The 21,673-nt window shown below is 64.2% G+C and carries 21 protein-coding genes; 8 read left to right on the top strand and 13 right to left on the bottom strand.

Annotation, left to right across the window (positions count from 1 at the left end):
• Positions 1-18: 18 nt before the first annotated feature.
• Complete coding sequence (locus IT549_RS14060; protein WP_292974207.1) at positions 19-534, top strand: hypothetical protein; 516 nt, start codon at positions 19-21, stop codon at positions 532-534.
• Here the strand turns inward: IT549_RS14060 and sdhA are convergent.
• The 3 genes from sdhA to sdhC are packed head-to-tail and all read right to left on the bottom strand — an operon-like array spanning position 531 to position 3,122.
• The gene (gene sdhA, locus IT549_RS14065) at positions 531-2,339 is read right to left on the bottom strand and encodes a succinate dehydrogenase flavoprotein subunit (protein WP_292974208.1); all 1,809 of its coding nucleotides are present in this window, start codon (positions 2,337-2,339) and stop codon (positions 531-533) included. The genes IT549_RS14060 and sdhA overlap by 4 nt on opposite strands.
• Before the next feature lie 2 nt (positions 2,340-2,341).
• The gene (sdhD, locus tag IT549_RS14070) at positions 2,342-2,722 is read right to left on the bottom strand and encodes a succinate dehydrogenase, hydrophobic membrane anchor protein (protein WP_292974209.1); all 381 of its coding nucleotides are present in this window, start codon (positions 2,720-2,722) and stop codon (positions 2,342-2,344) included.
• A gap of 10 nt (positions 2,723-2,732) precedes the next feature.
• Positions 2,733-3,122, bottom strand: a complete 390-nt coding sequence (gene sdhC, locus IT549_RS14075) for a succinate dehydrogenase, cytochrome b556 subunit (RefSeq protein ID WP_292974210.1) — start codon at positions 3,120-3,122, stop codon at positions 2,733-2,735.
• Between the two features lie 213 nt (positions 3,123-3,335).
• Here sdhC and IT549_RS14080 point away from each other — a divergent pair, with 213 nt between their 5' ends.
• Genes IT549_RS14080 through IT549_RS14100 form a run of 5 tightly spaced genes read left to right on the top strand, consistent with a single transcriptional unit; the run spans position 3,336 to position 7,202 of the window.
• Positions 3,336-4,055: an SDR family oxidoreductase gene (locus tag IT549_RS14080; protein ID WP_292974211.1), complete on the top strand. Its 720-nt coding sequence runs from the start codon at positions 3,336-3,338 to the stop codon at positions 4,053-4,055.
• Positions 4,045-4,938 (top strand): subclass B3 metallo-beta-lactamase, encoded by an 894-nt coding sequence (gene bla, locus IT549_RS14085; protein ID WP_292974212.1) that lies wholly within the window; start codon positions 4,045-4,047, stop codon positions 4,936-4,938. The genes IT549_RS14080 and bla overlap by 11 nt, the downstream gene beginning before the upstream one ends.
• Entirely contained in the window at positions 4,935-5,897 is a 963-nt protein-coding gene (locus IT549_RS14090; RefSeq protein WP_292974213.1) for a 50S ribosomal protein L11 methyltransferase, read from the top strand. The genes bla and IT549_RS14090 overlap by 4 nt, the downstream gene beginning before the upstream one ends.
• Before the next feature lie 7 nt (positions 5,898-5,904).
• Positions 5,905-6,789, top strand: coding sequence for a DMT family transporter (locus IT549_RS14095; RefSeq protein ID WP_292974214.1), 885 nt, complete (start codon positions 5,905-5,907; stop codon positions 6,787-6,789).
• Between the two features lie 35 nt (positions 6,790-6,824).
• The gene (locus IT549_RS14100; protein WP_292974215.1) at positions 6,825-7,202 is read left to right on the top strand and encodes a PilZ domain-containing protein; all 378 of its coding nucleotides are present in this window, start codon (positions 6,825-6,827) and stop codon (positions 7,200-7,202) included.
• Here IT549_RS14100 and ligA read toward each other — a convergent pair.
• From ligA to IT549_RS14145, 9 genes are all read right to left on the bottom strand, one after another.
• Complete coding sequence (ligA, locus tag IT549_RS14105) at positions 7,199-9,265, bottom strand: NAD-dependent DNA ligase LigA (RefSeq protein WP_292974216.1); 2,067 nt, start codon at positions 9,263-9,265, stop codon at positions 7,199-7,201. The genes IT549_RS14100 and ligA overlap by 4 nt on opposite strands.
• Complete coding sequence (locus IT549_RS14110) at positions 9,265-9,915, bottom strand: hypothetical protein (RefSeq protein WP_292974217.1); 651 nt, start codon at positions 9,913-9,915, stop codon at positions 9,265-9,267. The genes ligA and IT549_RS14110 overlap by 1 nt, the downstream gene beginning before the upstream one ends.
• 2 nt (positions 9,916-9,917) lie before the next feature.
• The gene (locus tag IT549_RS14115) at positions 9,918-10,610 is read right to left on the bottom strand and encodes a GNAT family N-acetyltransferase (RefSeq protein ID WP_292974218.1); all 693 of its coding nucleotides are present in this window, start codon (positions 10,608-10,610) and stop codon (positions 9,918-9,920) included.
• Positions 10,603-11,175, bottom strand: coding sequence for a hypothetical protein (locus IT549_RS14120; RefSeq protein ID WP_292974219.1), 573 nt, complete (start codon positions 11,173-11,175; stop codon positions 10,603-10,605). The genes IT549_RS14115 and IT549_RS14120 overlap by 8 nt, the downstream gene beginning before the upstream one ends.
• The gene (locus tag IT549_RS14125) at positions 11,172-11,762 is read right to left on the bottom strand and encodes a hypothetical protein (RefSeq protein WP_292974220.1); all 591 of its coding nucleotides are present in this window, start codon (positions 11,760-11,762) and stop codon (positions 11,172-11,174) included. Before IT549_RS14125 ends, IT549_RS14120 begins: the two co-directional genes overlap by 4 nt.
• Before the next feature lie 102 nt (positions 11,763-11,864).
• A complete protein-coding gene (gene recN, locus IT549_RS14130) occupies positions 11,865-13,529 on the bottom strand; it encodes a DNA repair protein RecN (protein ID WP_292974221.1) in 1,665 nt (554 codons plus the stop codon).
• 36 nt (positions 13,530-13,565) lie between these two features.
• A complete protein-coding gene (locus IT549_RS14135; RefSeq protein WP_292974222.1) occupies positions 13,566-14,009 on the bottom strand; it encodes an Rrf2 family transcriptional regulator in 444 nt (147 codons plus the stop codon).
• Between the two features lie 97 nt (positions 14,010-14,106).
• Positions 14,107-14,904, bottom strand: a complete 798-nt coding sequence (locus IT549_RS14140) for an outer membrane protein assembly factor BamD (RefSeq protein WP_292974223.1) — start codon at positions 14,902-14,904, stop codon at positions 14,107-14,109.
• 121 nt (positions 14,905-15,025) lie between these two features.
• On the bottom strand, positions 15,026-16,951 hold the full coding sequence (locus IT549_RS14145; protein ID WP_292974224.1) for a potassium transporter Kup: 1,926 nt from the start codon (positions 16,949-16,951) through the stop codon (positions 15,026-15,028).
• 102 nt (positions 16,952-17,053) lie between these two features.
• Here IT549_RS14145 and IT549_RS14150 point away from each other — a divergent pair, with 102 nt between their 5' ends.
• Positions 17,054-18,397, top strand: a complete 1,344-nt coding sequence (locus IT549_RS14150; RefSeq protein WP_292974225.1) for a DUF4118 domain-containing protein — start codon at positions 17,054-17,056, stop codon at positions 18,395-18,397.
• 40 nt (positions 18,398-18,437) lie between these two features.
• On the opposite strand, the gene IT549_RS14155 is transcribed toward IT549_RS14150, so the two are convergent.
• Complete coding sequence (locus IT549_RS14155; RefSeq protein ID WP_292974226.1) at positions 18,438-20,384, bottom strand: lipoxygenase family protein; 1,947 nt, start codon at positions 20,382-20,384, stop codon at positions 18,438-18,440.
• 225 nt (positions 20,385-20,609) lie between these two features.
• Here IT549_RS14155 and IT549_RS14160 point away from each other — a divergent pair, with 225 nt between their 5' ends.
• Positions 20,610-21,662, top strand: a complete 1,053-nt coding sequence (locus tag IT549_RS14160; RefSeq protein WP_292974227.1) for a diguanylate cyclase — start codon at positions 20,610-20,612, stop codon at positions 21,660-21,662.
• Positions 21,663-21,673: the final 11 nt, after the last annotated feature.

Consider the following 21,673-nt stretch of genomic DNA (forward strand, 5'->3'; position numbering starts at 1 on the left):
AGCAGATGGATATGCTGAATGGATCTTATTGCTGGGTTAGGCGCTATCAATGCTGCCATAGGAATCGGAAAGTCAGTCGTTCAAGCTGATAGAGCCCTCGACGCAGCCACGCTCAAGGCCAAGCTAGCAGAAATGATGGGCGAATTAGCAAATGCCAAACTTGCTCAAATCGAACTTGTCGAAGAGATTGAAAAATTACGGAAAGAGCTTGAGCGAATCAATGGAGCCGAAGCCGACTTTGCCGCATTGTCCGAACATGACGGATACTACTATAGAAACGGGAATGATGGAACTCCGATAGGATGGCCGGTTTGCCCAAAATGCAAAGATGGCACAAAGAAAATGGCATTTCTTGTGCAGAACGGTGATGAAGTAGGTGCTAAATGCCCTCAATGCAATTCGGAATACCGCCCGGTCACTTCCTTCGTCTCAGCAGGCTATACCCGGCAGCAACAAGAGCGCGATGAGCGCGCCCGTCGAACTGCGGAAGCCAACTCCGCCATCCAACGCAGCCGTCGCGACTGGATGGTCTAATAAACCCGCTTCTTCGGCTTGATGTAGTCCACATCGTCGGTCAGCGTGTATTCGTGCACCGGGCGGTAATCCAGGCGGACCTTGCCGCCCTTGCCGCCCCAGCCGTCGAACCAGGCGGCGGTGTGCTTCATCCACTTCTTGTCGTCGCGATCGGGGAAATCCTCGTGCGCGTGGGCACCTCGGCTTTCCTTGCGGTTGTGCGCGCCGTGGATGGTCACGCTGGCCTGGCTGATCAGGTTGTCGAGCTCCATCGTCTCGATCAGATCGCTGTTCCAGATCAGGCTGCGATCGCTGACGTGCAGGTCCTGCATGCGTTCATAGGTCTTGGCGAGCTGCTTCTTGCCTTCGGCCATCAGCTCGTCATTGCGGAACACCGCGCAGTGGGTCTGCATGTTGCGCTGCATTTCGGTGCGCACTTCGGCGGTCGGCGAGCCGCCCTTGGCATTGCGGAAATGATCGAGCCGGGTCAGCGCGAGGTCGGCGCTGTCCTTGGGCAGTTCGGCATGGGCCGAGCCGGGCTTGATCAGCTCCTTGAGCCGGTGACCGGCCGCGCGGCCGAAGACCACCAGGTCGATCAGCGAGTTCGAGCCCAGGCGGTTGGCGCCGTGGACCGAAACGCAGGCTGCCTCGCCCACCGCGAACAGGCCGGGGACGACCGTTTCCGGGTTGCCATCAGCACCGATGGTGACGACTTCGCCCATGTAATTGGTGGGGATGCCGCCCATGTTGTAGTGCACTGTCGGGCAGACCGGCAGCGGCTGACGGGTCAGGTCAACGCCCGCGAAGATCTTGCCGCTTTCGGTAATCCCGGGCAGGCGCTGGGCCAGCACTTCGGGTGCGATGTGATCGAGGTGCAGGTAGATGTGGTCCTTGTTCGGTCCCACCCCGCGCCCTTCGCGCATTTCCAGCGCCATCGAGCGCGAAACGACATCGCGGCTGGCGAGGTCCTTGGCCGAAGGGGCATAGCGTTCCATGAACCGCTCGCCCTCGGAATTGGTCAGGTAGCCGCCTTCGCCGCGCGCGCCTTCGGTGATGAGGACGCCCGCGCCGTAGATCCCGGTCGGGTGGAACTGGACGAATTCCATATCCTGCAGCGGCAGGCCCGCGCGCAGCACCATCCCGCCGCCGTCACCGGTGCAGGTGTGGGCCGATGTGGCGGTGTAGTAGCAGCGGCCATAACCGCCGGTCGCCAGCACCACGCCCTTGGCGCGGAAGCGGTGGATCGAGCCGTCTTCCATGCACATCGCGATCACGCCGCGACAGGCTCCATCTTCCATGATCAGGTCGATCGCGAAGTATTCGATGAAGAAGTCGGCGTCGTACTTCAGGCTCTGCTGGTAAAGCGCGTGGAGCATGGCGTGCCCAGTGCGGTCCGCTGCGGCGCACGTGCGCTGCACCGGCGGGCCTTCGCCCATGTTCTGCATGTGCCCGCCAAACGGGCGCTGATAGATCGTGCCATCGGCATTGCGGCTGAACGGCACCCCGGCGTGTTCCAGTTCGTAAACTGCGGCGGGTGCCTCGCGCACCATGTATTCGATCGCGTCCTGATCGCCCAGCCAATCAGACCCCTTGACGGTGTCGAACATGTGCCAGGTCCAGTGATCGGGCGTGTTGTTGGTCAGGCTGGCCGCGATCCCGCCCTGGGCGGCCACGGTGTGACTGCGGGTGGGGAACACCTTGGTGATGCAGGCGGTCTTGAGGCCCGCTTCGGCGCTGCCCATGGTGGCGCGCAGGCCAGAGCCGCCGGCACCGACGACGACGGTGTCATAGGTGTGGTCGATGATCTTGTAGGCGGGAGCGGTCATTATCAGGACCCCAGGGCAATGCGGAGAACGCAGAGCAGGCCAAAGGCCGCCCCTGCGAACGAGAGAAGGTTAAGCAGCGCCATGCTGGCGAACTTGTTGGCATGTTCGTGGACATAGTCCTCAACCAGCACCTGCAGCCCCAGCCGCGCGTGCCAGAAGGTCGAAATCACGAACAGCCCCAGCATGGTCGCGGGCAGCGGCCGATGGAGCCAATCGAGCATGGTCTTGAACGTCCAGTCCGGCAGTCCCGCCAGCGAGATCACCAGGAAAAGCCCCGCCACCAGGTTACCGATCGCGGTATAGCGCTGGACCAGCCAGTGATGCGCGCCGGTGTGTGCGGATCCCAGTGCGCGGACGCGGCCGATCGAAGTTCCGTTGCCCATCGTCTGCCCCTTACTTCAGCAGGATCACAGTCCAGGTCACCACGGTCGCGGCCAGCGCGAACAGCGGGGTGAGCATGGACCAGAGGTTGTTGCTCTTGAGTTCGAATCCGGCACCGATATCGAGCACGAAATGGCGCAGCCCCGATGCCATGTGATTGAAGAAGGCCCAGGTCAGCCCGACCAGCACCACCTTGCCATACCAGGCTCCGGCGTGGCCGGCGAAAGTCTCATAGCTGGCCGGCCCGGCCGCCACGGCATAGATCCACCACAGCAGCACCCCCAGCCCGACAAACGCCATGCCATCGCCGGTAACGCGGTGGAGGATCGAAACGAACATCGCCGGTCCCCAGCGCCAGATCTGAAGGTGCGGCGATATCGGACGGTTCTTTGCCTGGGCCATGCGGCGGTAAACCCCTGTGCGGTTGGCGGGGCGCGCGGCCCCTTGTCGCCATCCCCTTAGCCAAAAAGCGCGGGTGTGCAAGCGGGTCTGGGGCGAACTTGGCACAACATGTTTCGACAGGCCCGATCCAGCAAAGGCCGGTCCGTGAACATTTTCACCTCCGTCCCCCGGCCTGAACTTGTCGAAGGTCGCGCGCTGCGCCAAGGATGGTGCATGACCCAGCCCACCATCCTTGTTACCGGAAGCTCGCGCGGGATTGGCGCGGCCATTGTTCAGGCCCTCAAGGCGCGCGGCGCACATGTGATCGGCCATGCCAGCAAGGCTTACGATGCCGATACGATCGGTGCAGACCTGGCCGACCCTACCGCGCCGTCGGCGATCTGGCAGCAGGCGCTGGCCCGTTCGCCAAATGGGCAGATCGACGTACTGGTCAACAATGCCGGGCTGTTCGCGGCGAACCCGATCGACCTGTCGGACATCGAATGGCTCGACAACTGGGAAGACACGCTGCGGATCAATCTGACAGCTGCGGCGGAACTGTCGCGCTATGCAGTCAGGCACTGGCTGGAAGGCGCGCGCGGCGGGCGGGTGGTCCACGTGGCCAGCCGCGCCGGCTATCGCGGGGATTCGCCCGATCACTGGCACTATGCCGCAGCGAAAGGCGGCATGATTGCAATGCATAAGACGATCGCGCGGCAATATGCCAACAAGGGCGTGATGAGTTATGCGGTCTGCCCCGGCTTTACCGACACCGCGATGGCCGGCGACTATCTGGCCAGCCGCGGCGGCCCCGGGCTGCTGGCCGACATTCCGCTGGGCCGGGTGGCAACGCCCGACGAAATTGCACGCATCGTCGAATTCTGTGCGCTCGACGCGCCCGAAAGCATGACAGGCACGGTGATCGATGCCAACGGGGCCAGCTATGTCCGCTAAAGCTCTGTTTGCCCTCGCCCCGCTCGCGCTGCTCGGCGCATCCCCCGCCCCAGTTGACCGCCCCGGCGCCAGCAAGGACATTGCCGGTGCCTGCGGCCCGCGCGATGGCTGGTCGGAACCGGCCCCGCCGGCGCATATCCATGGCCGCTCGTGGTACGTCGGTACCTGCGGGATCACCGTGGTGCTGATTGAAACCGATGCCGGTCTGGTGCTGATCGACACCGGCCCCGAAGATGCCGCCCCGCACGTCTTGGCCAGCATCAAGGCCCTGGGATTTGATCCGCGCCAGGTGAAGTGGATGCTGTCCACCCACGAACACTTTGATCACACCGGCGGAGTCGCCGCGATCCAGCAGGCCACCGGGGCCCGGCTGGCCGCAGGTGCCATGGCCGCGCCGGTGCTGCGCAGCGGCAAGGCTCATGCCGATGATCCCCAGCACGATCTGCTGCTGGCCTATCCGATGAAGCCGGCCCGGGTTGACCGGGTGCTGCGCGATGGCGCGGCGCTGGTGCTGGGCGGCACGCGTTTCACCATGCACGCCAACCCCACCCATTCACCCGGATCGACCAGCTGGACCTGGCAGAGCTGCGAAAAGGGCCAGTGTCTGACGATCGCCTATGCGGATTCGATCAGCACGATCTCGTCCGACGCCTATCGGTTTACCGATCACCCCAAGCGCGTCGATGAAGCCCGCGCCGGACTGCGCGTGATCGAGCGGCTGCCTTGCGATCTGCTGCTGACCCCGCACCCCGGCGGCAGCGATCTGCTGGACCGACTGTCCGGCAAGGCCCCGCTGACCGGTCCGCGCGCCTGCGAGGCCTATGCCCAGGGCGGCAGCGAGCGCCTGGCAGGTCGGCTTGCCAAGGAAGCAGCCACCAAGTGAGCGAGGCCTGGAAGCTGATTGCCTATGCCCCGCGCACAGTGATCGAGGGCGCGCTGCTGGCGCACGAGGACGTCATTGACTGGGATCCCGAAATCGTCATTTCGGGCAGCGAAGTCGCCGAGGATCGCCCCGACGAATGGCAGCTTGAAGCCTGGCTGTCGCGCAAGCCCAACCGGGCCGACAAGGCAGCCCTGCTGGGGCTGTTCGCCGATTGCACGCCGATGCTCACCGAAATGAAGCTGCCAGAGGTCGACTGGCTCACCCAAAGCCAGCAGGACCTGAAGCCGATCGTGGCCGGGCGGTTTCGGGTTCATACGCCTGATCATCAGCCGCTGCGCCGCCCGGGCCTGCGCAATTTCGTAATTCCGGCCAGTCAGGCTTTCGGCACCGGCCAGCATGCCACCACCGCCGGATGCCTGACCATGCTCAGCGAGATGAAGCGGCGCGGGCTGGTGGTGCGCAACTGCGCCGATATTGGCACTGGCACCGGATTGCTGGCCTTTGCCGCGCTGCACCTGTGGCCGGGCGCCAATGCCACGGCCAGCGATATCGACACGGTCTGCATTGACGTGGTCGATCACAACGCCGGGGCCAACGGGATCCAGCTGGGCGCGAAGCCGGGTGAACTGACCATGCTGGTCGCCGACGGGATGGACCACCCGCTGCTCAAGGCGCGCGGACCCTATGACCTGATCCTGGCCAATATCCTGGCCGGGCCGCTGATCGATCTGGCCCCGCATTTCTCGCGCAGCCTGCTGCCGGGCGGCAGCCTGCTGCTGGCCGGGCTGCTCGAAACCCAGGAAGCCCAGGTTCGCCGCGCCTGCCGCCGTGCCGGCCTGCGGATCGCCGAACGGATCGTCAATGGCGACTGGTCGATCCTGTGGCTCAGGAAGCGCAACTGGGCCGGGGTCCGCCCGACCCGCATTTCGCAGCTGGCCGAATGGTCGCGCAAGTGGTGAGCACCGCATGAAGCCCAGCCACTTCCTGCTGTTCGTGCTGATCTGCCTGGTCTGGGCCAGCAACAACGTGCTCAGCAAGGTGCTGATCAGCCACTGGCATGTGCCGCCGCTGTTCTACACCGCACTGCGGTTTGGGATCGTGCTGGTCTGCACCCTGCCCTGGCTGCGTCCCCTGCCCCGCCCGGTCTGGCGAATTGCATTCCTTGGCGTGCTGATGGGTGGCGGCAATTTCGCGCTGATGTTCATCGCGCTCAACTGGGTTTCCGCTTCCGAAGCCGCGATCGTGGTGCAGACCAGCGTGCCGATGACCACGCTGCTGTCGATCGTGATGCTGGGCGAACGGATCCGCTGGCGCCGCACGCTGGGGATCACGCTGGCCTTCGCCGGCGTGCTGATCGTGATGTACCAGCCCGGCTTCAGGATCAGCGCCGGCATGCTGTTGCTGCTCGCCTCGGCATTCTGCGGTTCGCTGGGGGCGATCATGATGAAGCAGATGGGCGAGATCCGTCCGCTGCAGTTCCAGGCCTGGGTCGCGCTGATGGGCGTGCTGCTGATCGGGCCGCTTTCGCTGGCGTTTGAGCCACATGCGCTGACCCACACGCTCGACGCCGGCTGGCCGGCACTGGCGGCGGTGTTCTATTCGGCGCTGGTCACCTCGATCTTCGCGCACACCGCCTACTACTTCCTGATCGCCAAGTACGAAGCCAATCTGGTCGCTGCGCTGACCCTGATGACCCCGCTGATGACCATCGGCCTGGGATCGTGGCTGATCGCCGATCCGATCGACGCCAAGATGATCGTCGGCACGGTGATCGCGCTGACCGGGGTGCTGATCATCGCCCTGCGCACCGGCAAGGGATCGGCGGTGGTCCAGGCCGAGGAGCATTCCTAGGGGAAGGTTAACCTCCGCCTGCTAAGCCGGGACGCATGGGTATCCAGTCGCACCCCCGCCCGTCGCAAGGGCATCGCCACTTCAACCGGCTGCAACTCGGCGTGCCGGCCACGCTGGTGCTGACCCATGAGAGCCGCAAGTGCCTGATCGACGACATATCCAGCACCGGCGCACGGCTGCGGATCGATCATCCGCTGGCCGAACGGCAAAGCCTGATCCTGTCGTTCCACGAACTGAAGCTGTTCAGCACGGTAATGTGGGTGCGCGGGCGCGAATGCGGGCTGCGCTTTGACCAGGCGCTTGAGCTGGAGGACATGCAGGGCATGCTGTGGATCAAGGAAAACCGCGCGCTTTATGACCGGATCTGTCAGACCGGCCATGCGATGGACTGGACGGACGGGATCGGGGACTAACCCGCCGCTTTTACAATTTCAGCCCAGGCGGCCTCGTCGATCACTTCGATCCCCAGTTCCTGCGCCTTCTTCAGCTTAGATCCCGCACCAGGCCCGGCCACCACCAGATCTGTCTTGGCGCTGACCGATCCGGCGGCGCGCGCGCCAAGGCGTTCGGCCTGGGCCTTGGCCTCGTCGCGGCTCATCGTTTCGAGCGCACCGGTGAAGACCACAGTCTTGCCGGCCACCGCGCTGTCCCTGGTTTCGACCACGTAAGGCGGCGGGCTGACTTCGGAGAGGATGTCGTCCCACACTGCAATGTTGTGTGGTTCATGGAAGAAATCGCCCAGCGCCTCGACCACGGCGGGACCGATCCCATCGATCGATGTCAGGTCCGCCAGAGCCTCAGCATCCTCTGCCAGGGCGCGCTGGGCCACTTCGCGCAGCGCCTGCAAAGTCGCGAACCGTTTGAGCAGGTCGCGTGCGGTCACCGCGCCAACGTGGCGGATGCCAAGCCCGAACAGCAGCCGCGCGGCATCGGGCTGGCGCTTGGCCTCGATCGCGGCGAGCAGGTTGTCGACTGACTTGTCCTTCCACCCCTCGCGCCCGACGATGTCCTCGCGGCGGCGGCGCAGGCGAAAGATGTCGGCCGGGCTTTCCAGCCAACCGAGCGCGAAGAACTCGTCGATGGTCTTTTCGCCCAGCCCCTCGATATCGAGCGCGGCGCGGCTGACGAAGTGCTTGAGCCGTTCGGTCCGCTGCGCCGGGCAGATCAGCCCGCCGGTGCAGCGCACATCGACCTCACCCTCTTCGGCCACCGCTTCGCTGTCGCATTCGGGGCAATGGTCGGGAAAGTGCCAGGCATCGCGCGGGACGTCGCGGGTCAGGTTTTCGACCACCTGCGGGATCACATCGCCGGCGCGCTGAATCACCACGCGGTCGCCAGGACGCACCCCCAGCCGCGCGATCTCGTCGCGGTTGTGCAGCGTGACGTTGGACACCACCACCCCGCCCACCGTGACCGGCTTGAGCCGGCCGACCGGAGTCAACTTGCCGGTACGGCCCAGCTGGATGTCGATCGCTTCCAGCGTGGTTTCGGCGCGTTCGGCCGGAAACTTGTGCGCGATCCCCCAGCGCGGCGCTTTGGCGACAAAGCCAAGCCGCTCCTGCCAGTCGAGCCGATCGACCTTATAGACCACCCCGTCGATGTCATATGGCAGGTCGGATCTGGCCCGTTCGATGCTGCGATAATGCTCCAGCATCGCCGAAACGCTTTCGCAGCGGGTCAGCAGCGGGGAGACCGGCAGGCCCCAATCGGCAATCCGCTGCATCATCGCGTGCTGGCTCGCTTCCGGCACATCGCTCGCCGCACCCCAGCCCCAGGCGAGGAACCGCAAGGGCCGCGCGGCGGTGACTGCCGGGTCCTTCTGCCGCAGCGATCCGGCAGCGGCATTGCGCGGGTTGGCGAAGATCTTGCCATCAGCCGCTTCCTGCGCCTGGTTGAGCGCCACGAAATCCTGCTTCGCCATGTAAACTTCGCCGCGTATCTCGAACAGATCAGGGACTTTTCCGCTGAGCTGCTCGGCAATGTCGGCGATCATGCGGACATTGGCGGTCACATCCTCGCCCACCTCGCCATCGCCGCGGGTCGCGGCGCGGACCAGCCGCCCGTGCTCATAACGCAGCGAGCAGGACAGCCCGTCGATCTTGTCTTCGGCGGTGAAGGCCACCGGCGCGTCCTCGCCCAAAGCCAGGAACCGCCGCACCCGCGTCACGAAATCGGCCACGTCGTCATCCGAAAAGGCATTATCGAGGCTGAACATCCGCTGGTCGTGCCGCACCTTGGCCAGCGGCGAGGCTGCGACCTCGTGCCCGACCTTGCGGCTGGGGCTGTCATCGCGGATCAGGTGCGGAAACTGCGCTTCCAGTTCGGCATTGCGGCGCACCAGCGCGTCGAATTCGGCGTCCGAAATCTCGGGATTGTCGTCGGAATGATAAAGCCGGTTGTGATGCGCAATCGCCCGGGCCAGGCGCATCAGTTCGTTCGCGGCGGCAGCCTCGTCCAGCATCGGCAGCTCGCTCATCAGAATTCGGCCCGGGCCGGAACCGCCTGCCGGTCAAACGCCTCAGCGGCAAAGGGTCCATCACGATCGACCCAGTGCAGGAACAGATGCGCCGACCAGCGGTTGGGATTGGGCATGGTCCGCCCATGGTGGTGGTGCACGCCCTGGTACAGCACGCCATCGCCCGGCGCCATGGCCACTGCGGCGGCATCCTCTTCGGGCGCGAAGACCGGATCGGCGCGCTCATAGGGTTCGGCGATCGGGCGCCGCGCCAGCTCCAGCGGCCAGGGTTGCTCATCGCCATAGCCCAGCGTCAGCGAAATCGAATGCTCGCAGGCCGGGCGGTCGCCATGGACGCGGCAGATGTCACCCTGGCGATAGATCCGGAAATAGCAGTAGCTGGGCAGCACTTCCTTGCCGGTCAGTTCGGCCACGGTCGCGGTCAGCCCCCAGTGGAACGCGGCGAACATCGGATAGTGGAAGCCATAGATTTCCACCGCCGGGCGGGCCAGCAACGGGCCGTCCTTTTCCAGCCGTGCCACATCGATCCCCTGGCGCGCGAAATCGCTTTTCATCCGTACCAGCATCCCGGTCGCCACTTCGCGCGGGATCAGCTGTTCGACATGCAGGAAGCCCTGCTGCCAGTACTGGGCGGGATCGCCGTGCCGCATGTTCACTCCTTCACCAGCACCGTTACCACCATAGCCCGCCTTCCGACAAAACCGAGCGATTCGTAAAGCCCGATCGCCTTGGCATTGCCGGCATAGGAGTGGAGAAAGGGCACCTGCCCGCGCGCGGTAAAGCCGGCCATGACTGTGCGGATCAGCTTGCCGGCCAGGCCCTGCCCGCGATAGTCGGGCCAGGTACAGACGCCCGAAACCTCGGCCAGCCCCGGCGCCGGGCGCATTCGCTCCCCCGCCATCGCCGCCAGCCGGTCACCATCGCGGATCCCGTAGAATTGGCCGTAGAGCCGGGTGCGCTCACCCCATGGGCCGGGCTCGGTGGCCAGCGCCAGTGCGGTCATCTGCGCGGCATCGCCCTCGCCCAGCGGCTCGCAGCGTTCGTCGCCGAGCTGGAGCGGCCGGGGTGCTTCGGCCAGCATCTGCAGCAAGGGCGCGGTGCGGGCTACCCTGAGGCCCGGCGGCGGGGGCCAGGCCTCGGGCTCAACCAGCCACAGCTCTCCGTCCGGCTCGCACTGCGCAGCCAGCGCCGCCAGTGCCGCGTCGGACTGGTCGCGCGCAGCGGCGAAGGGGCCGTAACCGGGATCGATCCGCCAGGCGAGCTCACTGCCCCGCGCGAGGGCCGCCTGCGGGCCGGTCAGGCAGTTCCAGACCGGGCGATCGAGCGGATGGGCGGGGTCAGCCACCGCGCATCGCCGCGATCAGTTCCGGGTCGGACAGCGCCTGGCGGACCAGCTGCGCATAGAGCGCGTTGTAGTTACGGAAGGCATCGGGGATCGCGATTGCACCGATGAAATCGGACTTCCACTGGTTGTCAGCGCGATAGGGCTTGGCAAACACCTGCTTGCCATCGCGCGTCAGCGTGATCGTCGCGGCCAGCCAGGCCTTGCCATTTGCCAGGTTCTCACCCGCATGGCTTTCGGTCAGCACCCCGCCCAGCCGCAGGGGCGATGCCGGTTCAAGCTTGCCCGCCGCGCGCAGTTCGGTGGCGAAGGTCTCCCCCAGGAATTCGGCGAAATTGCTACCCTTGGCCGGGTGGATCGTCGATCCCCGGATATTGACCGTGCGCGCGTCGAGCCCCTTGGCCACGGTGAACGGCCCCAGCGCCAGCGGCGGCACATCGGCCTTGCGCAGCACCTGCAGCGTTTCGAGCGAGGGCGGCAGTTCGTCGATCGTGGTGCTGATGCACCCGCCCAGCGCCAGGGCGGCACAGGCCGCCGCCAGCGCGAAAGGTCTGGCGCCAGGACTCACTTCGGAAAGGCCGGGTCCGACACGATATTGTTCGCGCCGCGATTGATCACCTGGATCATCAGCGCCTTCACCGCATCGTCAACTTTCTTGTACTGCGTGCCGGGGATCACCACGTCCTTCTTCTGCTTGCCGAAGGTGGTGTAGAGCTTGTGGCTGACCACGGTCTTGATCGGTGTCGCGCCGGTCGCCGCGACATATTCGAAGGTCACTTCGTAATAGTCAGTGGCCATCGCCCCGCCGAACAGGCCAAAGCCCAGTCCGGCCTTGAAGGCATCGCCCTTGGACTTGTCCAGTTCGTCCTTCTTGACGATGTTGTTGAACTTGATGCTCAGCACCGCGCCGTTGCTGGTCGGGGTTTCAACCACTTCGCTGAAATCGCCGGTCGCCTTCAGCGCATCCAGCACCCAGGCCTTGGTCACCTTGGTCGCTTTGGGATTGGGCGCGCCATCGCGCTGGAATTCGAACAGCACCTGCACCGGCACCGGCTTGGCCGGAGTGACCTTCTCCTCGGGCTTCACTTCGCCCAGCGTGTTGTCGACATAGACCTTGATCGCGTGCGCCGCGCTGGGCAGCGCGAGGGCGATCATGAGGGCACAGAAGGCACGGAACAGTCTGGACAATTTGAGCATGGTGATCCTCGTATCTGAAACTGGATGCAGAACTAACACAGGCACCCGGCGTGGCAATGGTCAGGCTTGTTCCAGCAGCCGATCCGCCTGCGCCCGCGCCTCTGGCGTGACCTCTGCTCCGCTCAGCATCCGGGCGATCTCTTCCTGGCGGCCGCCGGCGTCGAGCAGGTGGACCGAGGTGCGGGTGACCGTGCCTTCGCTGCTTTTGGCGATCACGTAATGGGTGTGGCCGCGCGCGGCGACTTGCGGTGAATGGGTGACCGCGAGCAACTGCCCGCCCGTGGCCAGCCGCGCCAGCCGTTCGCCGATCGCGCTGGCAACCGCGCCGCCCACCCCGCGATCGATCTCGTCAAAGATCACCGTTGCCGCCCCGCCCTCTTCGGCCAGTGCAACCTTGAGCGCGAGGATGAACCGCGACAGCTCGCCGCCCGAAGCGATCTTGGCCAGTGGCGCAAAGTCGGCGCCGGGGTTGGTCGAGATCAGGAACTCCACCCGGTCGATCCCGCTCGCCCCCCATTGCTCTTCGGTCAGCCGGGTCACGCTGGTGCGGAACCGCGCGGCATCGAGCTTGAGCGGAGCAAGCTCCGCCGCCACCGCCTGGTCAAGCCGCAGCGCGGCCGCGCTGCGCGCTGCCGACAGATCGGTGGCGCGCTGGCGATAGTCTTCACCAGCAATCTCCGCCGCTGCTTCGAGCGCGGCCAGATTGGCCTCCCCACCCTCGATCGCGTCGAGCGTTTCGCGCATTGCCCGCATCCGCGCCGGCAATTCATCGACCTGGCACTGGTGCTTGCGCGCGGCGGCGCGCAGCTCGAACAGACGGGTCTCGATCCGGTCGAGCATTTGCGGATCGTGGCTCAGCGCCTCGGCCGCGCGTTCCAGCCGGTCTTCGGCCTCGCTTGCCTCGATCACCGCGCGGTCGAGCGCGGCCAGGGCTTCGGCCAGCAGGGCATGTTCGCCCGCAATCCGGTCCAGCCGCCGCGCCGCGCCGCGCAGGCTAGCCAGCGCCGAATCCGATCCGGCCCACAGCTTGCGCAGTTCCTCCAGATCGTCCGAAAGCCGCTCACCCTTCTGCATCGCCGCGCGCGCACCGGCCAGCTCGGCCTCTTCACCCTCGACCGGTTCGAGCGCGGTCAGTTCGGCCAGGTGCGCGAGCAACAGGTCGCGGTCGGCCGCCGCCTGCGCGATCGCCGCCCGCGCCGCTTCCAGCGCTTCACGCGCCGCGCGCCAATCGGTCCAGGCCGCAGCCACCCCTTCGGCATCGGCGCGGGCATAGCGATCGAGCAGTGCACGGTGGCCGCGCGGGTTGACCAGCCCGCGATCGTCATGCTGGCCATGCAGCTCAACCAGATGCGCGCCCAGTTCGCGCAGCAGCGCCGCGCTGACGGGCTGATCGTTGATGAAGGCCTTGGACCCGCCATCGGCCTTGACCCGGCGCTTGACGATCAGCGGCTCACCCGGATCCAGATCGACTTCGGCAGCGCCCAGCAGGGTGCCGATTGCTGCTGGCAAGGCGGCGAATTCAAAGCTCGCGGTAACGCTGGCCTGATCTTCCCCGGCGCGCACCAGCCCGCTGTCTGCCCGCGCGCCCAGTGCCAGCCCCAGCGAATCGAGCAGGATCGATTTGCCCGCCCCGGTTTCCCCGGTCAGCACGCCCAGCCCGGCGCCAAACGCCAGGTCCAGCGCCTCGATCAGCACGACATTACGGATGGCAAGCGAAGTCAGCATGTTCGCGGACTGTTCTAGCGCGGTGTTACGCCGGAGTCACCCGTCTTCGCTGTCGGCAAACGGTGCTTCGACCTTGATCGGATCGGCCAGGGTCACTTTGTCGAGCATCGCCGCCATTTCATCGCGCAGGGTCAGCATCAGTCCGCGCAGGCGGCATTCGGCTTCGGGCAGGCAGTTCTGGCAATGCTCATGCGCGTTGCGGCTGGCGCAGGGCACCAGGGCCAGGCTGCCGCGGGTCAGGCGGATGATATCGCCATAGCGGATGTCGACCGGGGCCAGCGCCAGCTCATAGCCGCCCTCGCGCCCGCGCGTGGAATTGACCAGCCCGCCACGAACCATCTCCGACAGGATCACCGTCAGAAACTTGCGCGGGATGTTCTGCGCCTCGGCAATCGTATCGAGCCGCACGGGCCCCTGCCGCCAGGTATCGGCCAGATGCTGGAGTGCACGGATCGTATAGCGGGTCTTCTGCGAAAGCATGGTTGCCCGCCATAGAGCGCCAAGCGGGACCAATTGTCAACTTGGGAAGTAGAAAGAAACAGCCCCTGTGCAGTCTGCCCTTTCGCCGCCCCGCCGCTTACTTGGTGCTGGTGCCCGGCGCGTGCTTCTGCATCAGGTCGTGCGCCTTCTGGTACCATTCGCTGCCGGGATAGTTCGCCCCCAGCACCGCGGCATATTTCAGCGCTTCTTCCGGCACGCCCAGCTGCAGGCTGGTTTCGGTCATCCGGAACAGCGCTTCGGGGGTGTGGCTGGTGGTCTGGTACTTTTCGACCACGTTGCGGAACCGCTGGTTGGCGGCCAGCCACCGGCCCGAGCGTTCATAGAACCGCCCGATCTGCATGTCCTTGCCGGCCAGGTGATCGTTCACCAGGTCGATCTTCAGCTTTGCATCGGCGGCATAGCGCGAAGTCGGGAAGCGGCGGACCACTTCGTTCAGCGCGTTGAGCGCCTGGTTGGTAATCTTCTGATCCCGATCGACATCGCTGATCTGCTCGTAATAGCACAGCCCGATCAGGTAATAGGCATAGGCCGCATCGCGGTTGCCCGGGTGGATCGAAAGGAAGCGCTGCGCCGCCTGGATCGACTTGTTGTAATCCTTGGCGACGTAATAGGAAAAGGCGCTCATCAACTGGGCACGGCGGGCCCAGGGCGAATAGGGGTGCTGGCGCTCCACCTCGTCGAACAGCGCGGCGGCAACCTGCGTATCACCGCGATCGAGCTTTTCCTTCGCAGTGGCATAAAGCGTATCGACATCGCGCGCGACAAAGGCGGTATCCTTCGGCCCGCCCCCGCGCCCGCCACAGGCAGACAGCGTCAGGAGTGCAGCCACGGCAGTGGCACCAAGGGCGAGCTTCATCGGCGAACGGTCACGCATGGGCTAGGCCTATAGCCAGAGCTTTGCTGAACGCCAAGTGAAGTTGGTGGGGTTTTGCCGGGGTTGGTGGATGCAGCCCACCCGATGGCCCCGTCCACCAATGTTTTGGCACCGCGACGAATCAAATTCGTATCTGGCTTCCCAGCTCTACTACCCTGTTCGCCGGCAGGCGGTAATAGTCCATTGCTGATTCAGAAGCCTTGAGCATCCAGGCGAAAAGGTGTTCTCGCCAAAGGGCCATACCCGCAATTTCCCGAGTTGCGATCAGCTTTTGCCGTCCCAGGAAGTAACTTGTCCGCATCGGATCCAGGGGAATTCCAAGTTTGACCAAAGGAGTCAAATCACTAGGAATATCAATCTCTTCAGTGAAGCCATAGTGCATGATGACGCGATGGAAGCCTTGCCCGACATGGTGGACTTCAAGGCGGTTTTGCACATTGACGCGTGGAGATTCCGCAACTTCAACGGTCAGCAGCACAACATTCTCATGCAGCACTTGGTTGTGCTTGATGTTGTGGAGCAATGCCGCCGGAATTCCGTCTTTGGCTGCCGAAAGGAAGATCGAGGTCCCCTTTACCCGGTGTATTGAACCCGAGGTCGAGTTGACGAAAGTTTGGAGCGGCAAGGTGTCGACCTCAAGTTGCTCGCGTAGCATCTTCCTCCCTTTGGCCCAGGTGGTCAGCACAGTGAAGATCGCCACCGCTACGGTCAGCGGAACCCAACCGCCGTCGGCAATCTTGGCAATATTTGAGAGAAAGAAAGCAATGTCGACGGTAGCAAACAGAGCAATTGTCGCCCCAGCGGCCCAGGGGTTCCAGCGCCAGACCTTGAAAATCAGAAAGGCCAGCATCGCTGTTGTGATCAGCATCGTCCCCACCACCGAGATGCCATAGGCCGAAGCCAGGCTGGTCGATTTTCGGAAGCCCAGTACCAGAATCAGCACCATCAGCAGCAGCCCCCAATTGATGGTCGGAATATAGATCTGGCCCGCCGCCTTCGCACTGGTATGAAGGATCTTGAAGCGCGGCAGGAAGCTCAGCTGGATCGCCTGGTGCGTGACCGAGAAAGCCCCGGATATCACCGCCTGACTGGCGATGATCGTGGCGCAGGTCGCGAGGCAGATCAACGGCAGCCGCGCCCAATCGGGAGCCATCAGATAGAACGGGTTCTCAACCGCCGCCGGATTGTCCAGCAGCAGCGCGCCCTGCCCCATGTAATTGAGCATTAGGCAGGGGAACACTAGGCCAAGCCAACTCAGTCCGATCGCCTTGCGTCCAAAATGGCCCATGTCGGCATATAGCGTTTCCGCCCCGGTCACCGCCAAAAAGACGGATCCCATCGCAAGGAAGCCCAAACGAGGGTCGTGGCGGAAGAAATCAACCGCCCACCAAGGATTGAAGATCGACAGAATCTCGGGATGGGCCGCGATATTGAACAGGCCCAGCGCTGCAAGTACGACGAAATAGACCAGTATGACCGGACCGAACAGGGCGCCTACCCGTGCCGTCCCACGCGACTGGATGAAGAACAGGCCGAGCAGGATCAGGACCGAGATCGGCAGTACCAATGGCTCCAGCCGTTGCTCAATGATCGTCAGCCCCTCTACAGCCGACAGTACCGAAATCGCTGGCGTTAACATTGCGTCGCCATAGAACAGCGCCGCCGCCAGCACGCCCAGCGCCAGCAGTATCGCCTTGCGTCGTTCATCGAGGTGGCTTGAAATCAACGACAGCAAGGCAAACGAGCCACCCTCGCCCTTGTTGTCAGCGCGCATCGCGACCAAGACATATTTGACCGTGACTATCAGCATTAGCGCCCAGAAGATCAGGCTGAGAACGCCAAAAATGTGGAGACGATCCACCGCCAGCGGGTGGGGGCCAATGAAGCTTTCCTTCATGGCATACAGCGGCGAAGTGCCGATGTCGCCAAACACGACCCCGATCGCTCCCACGACCAGGACGGCCAGGTTATCCCGGGGAGCAGGAGAGGTGGAGTCGGGCGTACCGGCATTCGGTTCGCTGGCGGGGGCTTGAGCGGGTATATGCATGACTTAATTGTGCGCCTGTTGCGCATAAAGATTCCATGTGGATTTTTGCCGTGAATGGCATAATTCCTCGACGCGGATAGGCCTTGTCGGCATCCTGAACGCATGGACTTTAAGCTGCCCCCCACCCGCAATCCGGCAATTCCGCTGGCGCAGACATTGGCCGCCTACGCCGCCGCGTTGCTGCTAGTTGCCATCTCGACCGTGATTGGACTGGTTATCGAAGCTCGCTGGAACAGCTCGCCGGTCGACATGCTTTACCTGCTTCCGGTCCTGGCTGCGGCGATTTACGCTGGATTCGGCCCCGGTCTGGTGGCGGCTGCGGCATCAGCGCTGGCCTTCAACTATTATTTCACGGCGCCTTATCACACCTTAATGATCCACAACCCGGCCGACATTGTCACCGTGATCATGCTGTTCTTAGTCGCTGCGGTGTGCAGTCAGCTCGCCGCGTCGGTTCGACGTCAGGCTCAACTCGCTTCCAGCCATGCTGCGCGCAATGCCACCATTGCCAGTTTCGCTCGCCGCTTGCTTGCAGCGCTTGACGTTGGCCAGGTCGCACAAATTGGTGTCAGCCAGTTTGCCGAGTTGTTCAGCTGCCAGGTCATGATCCTTTCTGCATCTGATGAAACGGCCATCCTGGCTAGTCAGCCGGAAAATATCCTGCCGAGCCCTAGCGACTTGGCTGCGGCAGCCTTTACACTTGAGACTGGTGAGCCTTCGGGTCGAGGTGAAAGGCGCGTGTCGCAAGCTGACTGGCAGTTCCACCCCATTCGGTCTGGCAACGACATGCTGGCGTCAATCGGACTGGCTCGCGATGATGGTATGCCGCCGATTTGCGAAGATCGAAAGTTGCTTTTCGAGAGTCTGCTCAATCAGCTGACATTGGCATTCGCCCGCGCGCAGATCGAAGGTGATGCCCGCGACGCAGCGGCGCTAAGGGCGCGCGATCGCTTGCGTTCGGCATTGCTCACTTCGATCGGCGATGAAATCAAGCCCCGGATCAAGGCTGTGCAGACCGTCGTTCGTGCGCTGCGCCGCGAGGGCGCATCGGACCGCGCCCTTGTGTCCGAACTTGACAGTGAAATGACCGGAATCGAACGGCACATCGACAATCTGGTTGACGTAAGCCCGGGCGCTCATTCCGTAGCAATCCCGTTGGGAGAGATTGCGATCGATCTTCATCGTCGGATTGTGACAAGGCTTGGAGCGGAAATCCACCTGACACCCAAGGAGTTTGCTGTGCTTGCCGAACTGGCCAAACATGCGGGTCGGGTCCTCACCCATGCCCATTTGCTGCGGGCAGTCTGGGGGCCAGCCCAACAAGATCATGTCGACTACCTTCGGGTAGCTATCCGCGCGCTACGACAAAAGCTGGAGGCGGAACCATCCAATCCTCGGCTGATACTCAATGAACCAGGGGTCGGTTATCGTTTGGCACTACACTGAGCAGCAAGATTCAGAGCATCTGTGCCAGGTGACGCCCCCCTCAAATATTGATACTCGTCGGCACCTTGCTCGGCAGCAGGTACGGATAGGCCACGCGCCGCTCGGCGTTCCTCGCCACGATCCGTTCCTCGACCTTCAGCAGCGCCGCCTGAAAGCGCGGGAGCGGGCCTTCGGGGCCGGTGACCCTGGGATCGGTAAACCAGGCCGGATAGGGGAAGTCGCGGCTGAGGTAGGTGCCGAGCGGGCGATAGTGCAGCGAGCCCAGCAGGTAGAGGACCTCAAGCTGCTTCAGCGCCTGCGCGCTGGGCGGCATGTAGCCAAGCCAGTCCTGCCGATCGTGTCCCTGCCGCTCAAGCGGGGCGGCCTGCCAGCCGGCGCCGGTCACTGCCGGGGCGAATTCCATGATCGTCGCCTGCGGAAAGTTGACCGCCGCGTGCTGGGCGCTGGCGGTGAACAGGATCATCGTGCAGCAATCGACCAGCTGGTGGCGGGTCTGGATCGGGCCGAAGCCCTTCAGCGCGCCCTCACCCGCGATCGCCGCCACCCAGGCGGCCAGCTCGGTATCGCCGGTGACTGCAGCGTCGTTGGCGTAATACAGCCCGACATAGCCCTGGACCCATTCGTGGATCGCCTGCCAGACCAGCAGGGCATCGTCGCGATAGGGATAGTCGGGCAGCTTCGCGGGATCATCGACCCCGCGCGCCTTGAGGTCGTTGGGCAGCATCCGCTGGGTGAAGTCGAAGCCAAAGCGCGCATCGGCGGCCGTCTGCTGGCTTGAGGAGATCGTCCCGCCGAAAATCCGGTCGATCGGTCCACCCGCGGTGATCAGGCTGGTCGCGGCTTCATAGTTGATGAACATCGTGCCTTCGAAATGCGGCACCAATAGCGCCCACAGCGGGTGCATTTCGGCCAGGTGCCGGCGGGTGGCAACTGCCACCGCCTCGATCACCAGATGCGTGTGCGCCAGGTGCGCAAACAGTTCGTGCCAGTTGCCATCGGCGACCTGAACCACCAGCTTGGCCACTTCCCAGCCCCACTGCTCGTCGGGCCGGACCGAGGGGGTGAAGATCGGATTTTCCGCCGGGTCCTGCCCGCACTGGATTGCGACCGGCACCAGCGCCGCCCCGCCCGGCGGCACCGCGAACAGCGCGATCGGGCAATAGACGTATTTGGCCTGACCATCAGTGCTGCCCGGCACCAGCACATCAAGCGCGTGGTAATCGAGCACGTAGAGCCGTCCTTCGGCCAGCGCGGCAGCCAGCGTATCACCATTGACCACCCGGGCATAGCTGGCCCCATCGAGCGGGAACTTGGCCGGGATCGCGTGAACCTGCTTCAGCAGCATCGGGTTGGGCCCGGCGACCCGCAGGCGGGCGAATTCGTGATCGTCCTGAAAACACCAGGCGATGCCGGGCAGCGGGATCGTCTGGAACAGCTCGCGATAGCTTTCGAGCCCGCGCGGGAAGGCATGGCCCAGCTCCGCCTCGCGCGCGACACCCAGTTCGAGCGCGGCGCAGAGCTTGCGGGCGTGATCCTCAAACTTCGCGGCAAGCGCCTCTTCGCCCAGCGCCAGCAATTCCAGTTCGGCGTCCTGCGCCAGCCGCGACCAGATCGTGCCGCCAGTGGTGTTGTGCGCGATCTTGGTCTTGATCGCGGCGACATCGGCGGCGACCGTGGCCGCCAACGCCTGGTTCGCGGCGATCCCCACCAGGTCAACCGCAACGCCGCGCTCGGCGGCGAGTTTCTGCACTGCCAGGTGGTTTTCGATCAGGGTGACGAAGATCCCGCTCAGCATGACCCACCAGGTCAGAGTCGGGGTTTCGGTGCCCGGCAGGCCATTCACCACCGGGACTTGCGGCAGCGAGGGCACCGCGGTGCTCCATTCATAGCCCAGCCGCGTCAGGTCAAGCTGGGCGGCGCGTTCAAGCTGGCCGGCGGCGCTGTCGTTCTGCGGCAGGCTGGGATTGGCGGGAGCGGTGTGCGGCATGGCGTGGACTGTCCTGACAATGAAACCGATGCGGCAGGGCTACGCTGGTATGGTTAACGAGCAATCAACACCCGACATCAGAACACAAAGAATATTCAGTCACGCCATCACGACTTAACCAATACTTCAGTACCACTGGATAAGTTTTGCAGCGTGATTGGGGGAATTGCACGAATTCGCGCGTTTTTCGCGCCGACCATTCCGGAGGAAATCCGGGGTGAATTCATGCAGTTATCCGCCGTGCAGATGCAGAAGCATGCGCGGCTGCTGTTCCTGGCACTGTTGCTCACCACACCCACCGCCGCGCTGGCTGCCGCACCGGGCGCAAGCGCCTGGGTGCGCTATGGCGCGCCGGCGGCAATGTGCTTTTTCTGCCTTGCCGGCTTCCTCAATCTCGGCCGCGATCTGCGGCTGGCGGTCAGCCAGCGCCGCGCCACACGTTTCATCAAGGAAGCCACGATCGGTTCATCCGCCATCGCGGTGCTGTGCAGCGCGTGGTGCGTCTATTCGTGGCTTGGCTCTTCACCCGGTGAGCGGATCTACTACCCGATCATCATCGCGCTGGGTGCCTTCTCGACCGCCTATTGCCTTGCCGCCGCACGCGGCGCGGCAATCGCCAATCTGGTGATCAATCTGGTGCCGATGCTGATGCTGCTGTTCACTTCGGGCGAGCGGATGGACCTGGCCTTCGGGGTCAGCCTGGCTATCGCCGCAGTGTTCCAGCTGCACATGATCGATTCCAACCAGGCCCGCATTGTCGAATTGCTCAGCCTGCAGAAATCGGCGCGCGAACTGGCACTGTCCGATCCGCTGACCGGGCTGCTCAACCGCCGCGCGCTGATCGACAACGCGTTGGCGCTGGGCAGTCAGGGTCCGCTGCGGTTGCTGGTGATCGATATCGATCACTTCAAGGCGATCAATGACCAGCACGGTCACGACAAGGGCGACGAGGTGCTGTGCGAGGTCGCCGAACGGCTGGCGATCCGGGCCGAACTGATGGGCTCGGTCGCGCGGATCGGGGGCGAGGAATTCGCCATCCTGGGCCGCGCCGACGAACTGCCCGAAGCGCTTGCCGCCGGTCTGCTCCACGATGTGCGCACCGCACGCATGCCGCACGGCGGCACGGTCACCGTCAGCCTGGGGATCGCCGAAGGCCCGGTGCACAGCGAAGGTGATTGGCGCGACCTGTTCCAACGCGCCGACCGCGCGCTCTACGAAGCCAAACGCGACGGAAGAAACCGTGCGGTCCAGGCCGAGGCGCTGCGCGACGCGGCCTGATCGCTAGCGGG

The sequence above is a fragment of the Novosphingobium sp. genome, assembly GCF_020852455.1.
Taxonomy (GTDB): Bacteria; Pseudomonadota; Alphaproteobacteria; order Sphingomonadales; family Sphingomonadaceae; genus Novosphingobium.